Genomic DNA, 7,779 nt, shown 5'->3' with positions numbered 1-7,779 from the left:
GCGATGAAATTACACCAGCTCCTCGGACGCTAACCCCTATGACGATCTTGCCCCGTATTATGACGAGGTCGAAGCCTGTCTGGGGCTCTATGGCAATCCTGATGGCCTCGAAACCCTGCCTGACGGTTTCTACAAGGGGCCGGCCCGGCTCACCCCGGCCGAACAGCATTTCAAGACTGCCGTTGAAGACCGCTGGCCGGAGAGGCATGTGATCGCCTGGCGATCGCTTGCGCCCGAGCCGACACGCGTCCTGCGACCGCTGCGCATCGCGAAGGAAACCGGCCGCCTCACGATCCGCTACAATACGATCGCCCGACGGATCCTGACGCAGGGGCGCCGGGCCACCGGCGTCGAGGTCGTCGACCGCAACAGTGGTGCAGTCTCGGTCCTGCGCGCCGGATACGTGGTTGTCTGCGCCTCGCCTGTCGAAACTGTCCGTCTTCTGCTGAACTCCGCTTGTGCGGACCACCCGGGGGGAATCGGCAATTCATCGGGCCTGCTCGGGCGCTACTTCATGGATCAACTGCCCATGCTGGCCATGGGCATCTATCCCCCCGTGAAAGGGTATTTCGAGGATGACAGCCAGCCGCCGGATCCTTTCTATGATCCTCAGGGGGGGTGTCTTCATCCCCCGCTTCGATGCCCGGGGCAATCCGGCCGCGCGGGGAGATTTCGACTTTCAGGGCATGATCGGGCGCAGCCCTGTCGGCCAGGACGAGCCGGCGCGGCTTCTGTTCTTTGGCTTCGGTCAGATGCAGCCCGATGCCGACAATCGCATCACACTGGATTCCCGCCGGACCGATCGCTGGGGAATTCCCATACCGCACATCGTCTGCCGGATGCAGCCGGAGGACAAGGACCTGCTTGCGCGGCAGGAGGAGACGTTCCTCGAAACCGTTAACGGTGCCGGAGGAGAGGTCGAATTTCTCGGAAGTCCCCGTGGGATTCGCGAATGGGGCCGTGGGGCCTATCCAGAGGCCGATCCGCTTTCGCGGTTTCTGTTCCGGCGTTTCTTCGCTCGCGTGATGGTGATGGGAGCGGCCATCCATGAAAGCGGCGGGGCGCGGATGGGCGAGGATCCGGCGAACTCGGTCCTGAACGGCTGGGGCCAGTGCTGGGATGTTCTCAATCTCTATGTCACCGATGCCAGCGCCTTTGCGGGCAGCGGCGTGTCGGGCACCACACTGACCGTCATGGCCCAGACCGTGCGCGCATGTCGCCATCTCGCACGGTCTGGATAGGGGACGTCGGAGAAGCGGATCGCCGGCTGACCCGCGGGGACTGCCCGATGATCAGACCCGTCTCTGCCACGCCATTCTCCATGATCGACGGGCCCTCTCGCCGCTGACAGCCCGGCAGCCGGCCGCGGGGGCGCGGCTTGCATCTTCCCGCCTGGCGGACCACATGAGGGCCTTACCCTTGTCCGGTCGCAGACAGGAAACCCGCATGGCCGACAGCGACACCCTCGCCTCTGCCGCCCGCCTGTCCGTCGCCCCGATGATGGACTGGACGGACCGCCACTGCCGCGCCTTCCACCGCGCGCTGTCCCGTCACGCGCTGCTCTATACCGAGATGGTCACGGCCCCGGCCATCCTTCATGGCGACCGCGACCGCCTTCTGGGTCCCCCGCCCGATGCGCGCACCGCGCTCCAGCTCGGGGGCTCCGATCCGGCAGAACTGGCGCAGGCGGCACGGATCGGCGCAGCCTTCGGCTATCGCGAGGTCAATCTCAACTGCGGCTGTCCCTCGGATCGTGTCCAGTCGGGATGTTTCGGTGCCGTGCTGATGCGCCAGCCGGCGCTGGTGGCCGATTGCGTCCGCGCCATGCAGGATGCCGCCGACGCCGAGATCACCGTCAAATGCCGCCTCGGCGTGGACGATCAGGACCCCGAGGAGGCGTTGCCGCGCTTTCTCGAGGCCATTGCCCGCGCGGGGGTGCGTCGCGTCATCATCCATGCGCGCAAGGCCTGGCTCCAGGGCCTGTCGCCCAGGGAGAACCGCGAGGTGCCGCCGCTCGACTACCCCCTGGCCCGGCGCATGAAGGACCGCTTTTCCGCCTTGCATCTGTCGCTCAATGGCGGGTTGCAGGACCTCGATGCGGTGCGCGCCGCACTGGCGCAGGGGTTCGACGGCGCGATGGTGGGACGCGCGGCCTATCACCGGCCCTGGGACATTCTCGGCGCGGCCGACCATCTCTGGGCCGAGGCGCCGCCCCATGCCGCACCGGAGGAGGCAGCCCGCGCCATGCTGCCCTATCTGGAGGCACATTGTGCCGCGGGGGGGCGGCTGCATCAGGTCACGCGCCACATGCTCGGCCTCTTTGCCGGGCGGCCGGGTGCGCGGATCTGGCGCCGTCTTCTGTCGGAACAGGCCCATCGTCCTGCCGCCGGGCCCGAGCTGGTGGAGGCGGCGCTCGCGGCCATGGAGGCCGAACGGGCGGCCGCGTGAAACCGGCCCCTGCCGGCCGATGCCGTTAACCGGATCTTAACCCTGACAGGGCATCATGCGGGGCATGATGATGATCCATGCCCTACCGATTCGATTCGCCGGCAAAACGTGCTGCCTCTTCGGCGGCGCGGCGGATCGCGTTGGACTTGTGGACCGTCTCCTCCCATTCCTTTTCCGGGTCGCTGTCCTGGACGATGCCCGCCCCCGCCTGGATATGCAGCCTGTCGCCGACCAGGACGGCGGTGCGCAGGGCGATGCACATGTCCATGTCCCCCCCGGCGGAGAAGTAGCCGACGCCGCCCCCGTAGATTCCCCGCTTCTCGGGTTCGAGTTCGTCGATGATCTGCATCGCGCGCACCTTGGGTGCGCCGCTGACGGTGCCGGCGGGCATGCCCGCCATCAGCGCCGACAGCGCGTCCTCTCCTGCCCGCAGCCGTCCCGTGACATTGCTCACGATATGCATGACGTGGGAGTAGCGCTCGATCACGAAGGTCTCGGTGGGCCGCACGGTGCCCGTTTCGGCGACGCGCCCCACATCATTGCGGCCGAGGTCGAGCAGCATCAGATGCTCCGCGCGCTCCTTCTGGTCGGCCAGAAGGTCCTGTTCGTTGGCGCGGTCCTCTTCGGGCGTGGCGCCGCGGGGGCGCGTGCCGGCGATGGGGCGGATCGTCACTTCGCCGCCCATGACGCGGACCAGGATCTCGGGGCTGGCGCCGATCACCTGGAATTCCCCGAAATTGAAGAAGAACATGAAGGGGACGGGTTCGTGCGGCGGAGCGAGCGGTAGAGGGCGAAGGGCGGCTCGCGGAAGGTCTGGGTCCAGCGCTGCGCAGGCACGACCTGGAAGATGTCGCCGGCGCGGATGTATTCCTTGGCCCGTTCGACGGCGGCGATGAAGCCGGCCTTGGTGAAGTTCGACACGGGCGGGGGCGCTGGGCGGGGTTCGCCATAGCTGCGCGGCACGGGCGGCATCCCGCGTTCGAGGGCGGCGCGCGCATCCATGACCCGTTCGGCCGCCTGCGCGTAGGCGGCCCGGGCGGACAGGCCGGATCGCGCCCAGGCCGGCGCCACGAGGATGACATCCCCCTTCACGCCGTCCAGCACCGCAACGACCGTCGGGCGCAGCAGCACCGCATCGGGCAGGCCGAGGGGGTCCGGCCGGTTGTCGGGCAGATTCTCGACAAGGCGCACCATGTCGTAGCCGAGATAGCCGAACAGGCCTGCCGAGGCGGGGGGCAGGTCCGGGGGCAGGGCGATCCGGCTTTCGTTCAGCAGCGCGCGCAGCGCGTCGAGGGGGTGCCCCGGCAGATCCTCCCAGGCGTCATCGTCCCAGCGGGCCGCGCGATTGACGCGCGAGCTTGTGCCGCGGCATTCCCAGACGAGGTCGGGGTTCATTCCGATGATCGAGTAGCGCCCCCGCACCTCGCCGCCCGTCACGCTCTCGAGCATGAAGGCATGGCGCTGCGCCCCGGCGAGTTTGAGCATCGCCGAGACCGGGGTATCGAGATCGGCCGGCAGGCGCGTCCAGACGATCTGATTGTTTCCGGACTCGAAGCCGGCGCGGAAGCTTTCGAAATCGGGGCTCAGCGCCATGGCGGGGTCTCACTGGATCTGTGCATTGACCGCGGCGATGGTGGCGTCATCAAGCGTGATCGCCCCGTCCCGCTGGAGGTCGAGCTGCCGCTGCCGCGCAAAGGCGTCGACGATTTCCTGCGCCATCGTGCCGCGGATCCGGTCGGCAATCGCCTCGCGCTGGGCGATGAGGGCAGGGTCGTCTGCGGCTGGGGGCTCTACCGCATCGAGCCGAAGGACCAAGGCGGCCTCTCCCACGGGCAGGGCGCGGGCCTCGCCGGCGGCCATCGCAAAGGCTGTGGTCACGAAATCCGGCGGCGTTCCGGCGACGAAGTCACGGCGCACGAGGGGGGGTTCGCTGCGCGGCGACAGGCCCTGATCCTCGAAGGAGGCGCCGGCCGCGATGGCTGCTGCCGCCTCTTCGGCGCGGGCGAGGGTCGCCTCCGCCAGCCTTTCGGAGCGCCAGGCCGACTCGACCTCTGCACGGGCCTCCTCGAAGGGGATCACGGCGGGGGCGGTGATGCCGTCGAGCCGCAGCACCGCCACGCCGCCATCGCCCAGTTCGACGAGCCGCGGAAAGTCGCCTTCCTGGAGGGCGGCGGCGGCCTCGCGGAAGGGGGCGTAGGCGGCGATGCCGGTATCGTTGTCGGCCGTCCAGTCGATCTGCCCGGCTTCAAGGGCGGTCTGCGCGGCCAGATCCTCGATATCGGCGCCTCCGGCGATCAGATCCTCGATGCGGGGAATTTCCTCGGCGATGATTCGTGCGGCCTGTTCGAAGGCCAGCTCCTCGCGCAGTTCGGGCGCCGCCTGTTCGAAGGTTGTTTCCTGTGCGGCAAGGACGGCATTGATGCGGAACAGTGCGGGGCCGAGTTCGGTCTCGACGGGCCCCACCACGCTGCCGGCCGGGGCGGCGAAGACGGCTTCGGCGGCCGGGCCCAGATCCTCGCGCGTCACATCGCCCAGATCGATATCCGACAGGCGCAGCCCCCGTTCGGCGGTGAGGTCCTCGAAGCTGGCCTCTCCGGCATCGAGGCGGGTTCGCGCCGCCTCGGCTTCCCCGTCAGAGGGGTAGACCAGCCGCTCGACCAGGCGCCGTTCGGGTTGGATGAATTCGTCGCTCCGCCGATCATAGGCCTCGCGCAGGGTCTCTTCCGGGACAGTCATCTCCGGGGCGAGCATGGCCGGCGTGACCCAGGCATAGGCGATGGCCCGTGTTTCGGGCGCGGTGAAACGGTCGGGGTGGGCCTCCCAGAAGGCGCGCAGATCCTCTTCGGTCGGTTCCGGCAGGGCTTCGGCGACCATTTCGGGGCCGATCTCGGCCCAGGTGACGCTGCGCCGCTCGCCGGACCAGGCGGCCAGGGTTTCGGGATAGACCAGCGGCTCGGGCACTCCGCCGATGAGGGCGGCCTGCAGGATGGCGCGGGCAGAATCCTCGCGCAGGGGGCCGGTCTCGAATTCCGTCTCGGTCAGGCTGTTGCGCCGCAGCTGTTCGCGGTAGAGGGCGCGGTCGAACTGTCCGTCGAGTCCCTGGAAGGCAGGCAGGGCGCGGACGGCCTCGGCCACCCTGGCATCGCCCACGGGACAGGCCGAGCCGGTAGGTCTCGGCATCCAGGACACGCTGCGAGACGAGTTCGGCCAGCACCATCCGGTCGAGGCCCAGCGCCTGCGCCTGTTCCATCGTGATCGGGCTTCCGGTCTGCTGGCTCAGGGCGTTCATCCGGTTTCGCAGGGCGGCGGCATAGCTCTGTACGGGGATCTCGAGCCCGTCCACCAGGCCGATTCGCGTGGTCCGGGCGCCGCCCGGCGATCCGGTGAACCATCCGCCGAGGCCGATGATGAGGAGGCCCAGAAGGACCCACAGCACCGCCCGGTAGCCCGTATTGCGCGCCATTGCCATGCGTTGCCTTCCCCTGCGCGGTTCCCTGTCCGAACCCCGCTGCCGGGGCGCGGCGCCCTGTCTAGGCGGGTGTGCCCCCCCGTGCAAGCATCAGGGACTGACGGCGGCGAGCCGCTCCAGAAGCGCTCCGATGCCGTCCCGGTCCACATTAGCAAAGGCGATGCGCAGTCCCCTTTCGCCGCGGGGGTCTCCCTCGGGGGCGAACATCGTGCCCGGCAGCAGCAGCACCCCTGCCTCCTGCACGAGGCGGCGGGCCAGCGCGTCGGAGCGCTCTGCGAAGGGATGTTCGGCCCAGGCGAAATAGGCGCCGCATCCCCGCAGGCGCCAGCCCTTCGCGGCGAGCCGGGGGAAACCCTCCGTCAGGGCGGCCCGGCGGTCGAGGATCTCCCGCCGCTCTCCGGCGACCCATTCGGAAAGATGCCGCATCCCCCACAGGGCCGCCTTCTGGCCGAGCTGAGGGGCGCAGATCGCCACCGTGTCCAGGAACTTCTCGGCCTCTGCGAGGCGGCCTGGCGAGGCGATCATGGCCCCCGTCCTGTGCCCCGTGAGGCGATAGGCCTTGGAGAAGGAATAGAGCTGGATCAGCGTTCCGTCCCAGTCGGGATCGGCGAACAGATCATGGGGGGATCCCTCGCGGGCGTCGAAGTCGCGATAGGTTTCGTCGAGGATGAGGGCGAGGCCGCGGGCGCGGCAGAGGTCGCGGAAGGCTGCCACGAGGGCCGCGGGATACTCGACGCCGCCGGGATTGTTCGGCGAGACGAGGACAATGGCCCGCGTGCGACCCGTGATCAGGGTTGCGGCGCGCTCGGGATCGGGCAGCAGATCGTCATCCGTGGGCAAGGGCACGGTGACGATGCCGTTCATGTCGTGCCACATGCGGTGGTTGAAATACCACGGGACCGGCAGGATGACCTCATCCCCTTCGCTGCAGAGCGTGGCCAGGGCGGCGCAGTAGGCCTGATTGCAGCCTGCCGTGATGGCCACCTGATCGGGCCGGACCGTTCCGCCATAGGCTGTCGACCAGCATGCGGCGATCTCCTCGCGCAGCGCAGGCAGGCCGAGGACGGGCCCGTAGAGATGGGTGTCGGCCTCGGCCGTCACGAATTCCGCCATGGCCTCGCGCAGCGGGGCGGGCGGGGGATCGACGGGCGCAGCCTGCGAGACGTTGAGCAGCGGACGGTTCGGCGGAAAGGTCACGCCGTCGAGCCAGCGTCGCGCCTCCATGACGGGGGGCGCGAAGGTGGCGGCAGTGCGGGTCAGGGGCATGGGTCGGATCGGTCAGGATTCCAGGCGGGGCCCTTCTGTCGGGCGGCCTGTGGCGGGATGGAAGGCGTCTCAGTCGCGTCCCCGGTAGGGCTCGACATATTGCAGGGCCATGTCCCAGGGAAAGAAGATCCATGTATCCTGGCTGACCTCGGTCACATAGGTATCGACCTGCGGCTTGCCCTTGGGCTTGGCATAGACGGTGGCGAAATGCGCCTTGGGATAGAGGCGCCGGACGAGTTCGAGCGTGCGCCCCGAATCCACAAGATCGTCCACGATCAGGATGCCCGCGCCATCGCGCATCAGTCCGGCATCGGGGGCCTTGAGGATCACCGCCTCGGACTGGGTCTGATGATCGTAGGACTTGACCGAGATCGTGTCCACGGTGCGGATGCCAAGTTCGCGGCTGACGATCATCGCTGGCGCCATGCCGCCGCGCGTCACGGCCACCACCGCACGCCAGGCGCCATCCTCCGGCCCCTGTCCGTCGAGCCGCCAGGCCAGCGCGCGGCTGTCGCGGTGGATCTGGTCCCAGGAGATGTGAAAGCCCTTTTCGTGGGGCAGGCGGTCGGGGCGGGTCTGGTCGGGCATGGCGGACC

5 protein-coding genes and 3 pseudogenes are annotated in these 7,779 nt (G+C 68.8%); 3 read left to right on the top strand and 5 right to left on the bottom strand.

Features of this window, described 5'->3' with window-relative positions:
* Positions 1-208: 208 nt before the first annotated feature.
* The 3 genes and pseudogenes from RUTHE_RS18755 to dusA form a co-directional block, all read left to right on the top strand.
* A pseudogene (locus tag RUTHE_RS18755) lies at positions 209-424 on the top strand (GMC oxidoreductase); the annotation flags it as partial.
* A 178-nt stretch (positions 425-602) separates the two neighbouring features.
* The gene (locus RUTHE_RS17185; protein ID WP_021099343.1) at positions 603-1,241 is read left to right on the top strand and encodes a GMC family oxidoreductase; all 639 of its coding nucleotides are present in this window, start codon (positions 603-605) and stop codon (positions 1,239-1,241) included.
* Positions 1,242-1,446: 205 nt separating this feature from the next.
* A complete protein-coding gene (gene dusA, locus RUTHE_RS14990) occupies positions 1,447-2,448 on the top strand; it encodes a tRNA dihydrouridine(20/20a) synthase DusA (RefSeq protein WP_021099342.1) in 1,002 nt (333 codons plus the stop codon).
* Positions 2,449-2,530: 82 nt separating this feature from the next.
* Here the strand turns inward: dusA and trpE are convergent.
* From trpE to gpt, 5 genes and pseudogenes are all read right to left on the bottom strand, one after another.
* A pseudogene (trpE, locus tag RUTHE_RS14985) lies at positions 2,531-4,041 on the bottom strand (anthranilate synthase component I).
* A 9-nt stretch (positions 4,042-4,050) separates the two neighbouring features.
* Positions 4,051-5,628: a peptidyl-prolyl cis-trans isomerase gene (locus RUTHE_RS14980; protein ID WP_021099339.1), complete on the bottom strand. Its 1,578-nt coding sequence runs from the start codon at positions 5,626-5,628 to the stop codon at positions 4,051-4,053.
* 31 nt (positions 5,629-5,659) lie between these two features.
* A pseudogene (locus RUTHE_RS18750) lies at positions 5,660-5,911 on the bottom strand (SurA N-terminal domain-containing protein); the annotation flags it as partial.
* 96 nt (positions 5,912-6,007) lie between these two features.
* Complete coding sequence (locus RUTHE_RS14975) at positions 6,008-7,183, bottom strand: aminotransferase (protein WP_021099338.1); 1,176 nt, start codon at positions 7,181-7,183, stop codon at positions 6,008-6,010.
* A 69-nt stretch (positions 7,184-7,252) separates the two neighbouring features.
* Positions 7,253-7,771, bottom strand: coding sequence for a xanthine phosphoribosyltransferase (gene gpt, locus RUTHE_RS14970; protein ID WP_021099337.1), 519 nt, complete (start codon positions 7,769-7,771; stop codon positions 7,253-7,255).
* Between the last annotated feature and the right edge of the window lie 8 nt (positions 7,772-7,779).

It is taken from the genome of Rubellimicrobium thermophilum DSM 16684 (assembly GCF_000442315.1).
GTDB classification, from domain to species: Bacteria; Pseudomonadota; Alphaproteobacteria; order Rhodobacterales; family Rhodobacteraceae; genus Rubellimicrobium; species Rubellimicrobium thermophilum.
The sequence above is the reverse complement of the archived record's forward strand: the minus strand, read 5'-3'. Positions and strand labels throughout refer to the sequence as shown.

Bases quoted from the DNA above. Each gene is read 5' to 3' on its own strand.
- RUTHE_RS17185 (WP_021099343.1), top strand. From the start codon at position 603: ATGATCCTCAGGGGGGGTGTCTTCATCCCCCGCTTCGATGCCCGGGGC.
- dusA (WP_021099342.1), top strand. From the start codon at position 1,447: ATGGCCGACAGCGACACCCTCGCCTCTGCCGCCCGCCTGTCCGTCGCC.
- RUTHE_RS14980 (WP_021099339.1), bottom strand. From the start codon at position 5,628: ATGCCGAGACCTACCGGCTCGGCCTGTCCCGTGGGCGATGCCAGGGTG.
- RUTHE_RS14975 (WP_021099338.1), bottom strand. From the start codon at position 7,183: ATGCCCCTGACCCGCACTGCCGCCACCTTCGCGCCCCCCGTCATGGAG.
- gpt (WP_021099337.1), bottom strand. From the start codon at position 7,771: ATGCCCGACCAGACCCGCCCCGACCGCCTGCCCCACGAAAAGGGCTTT.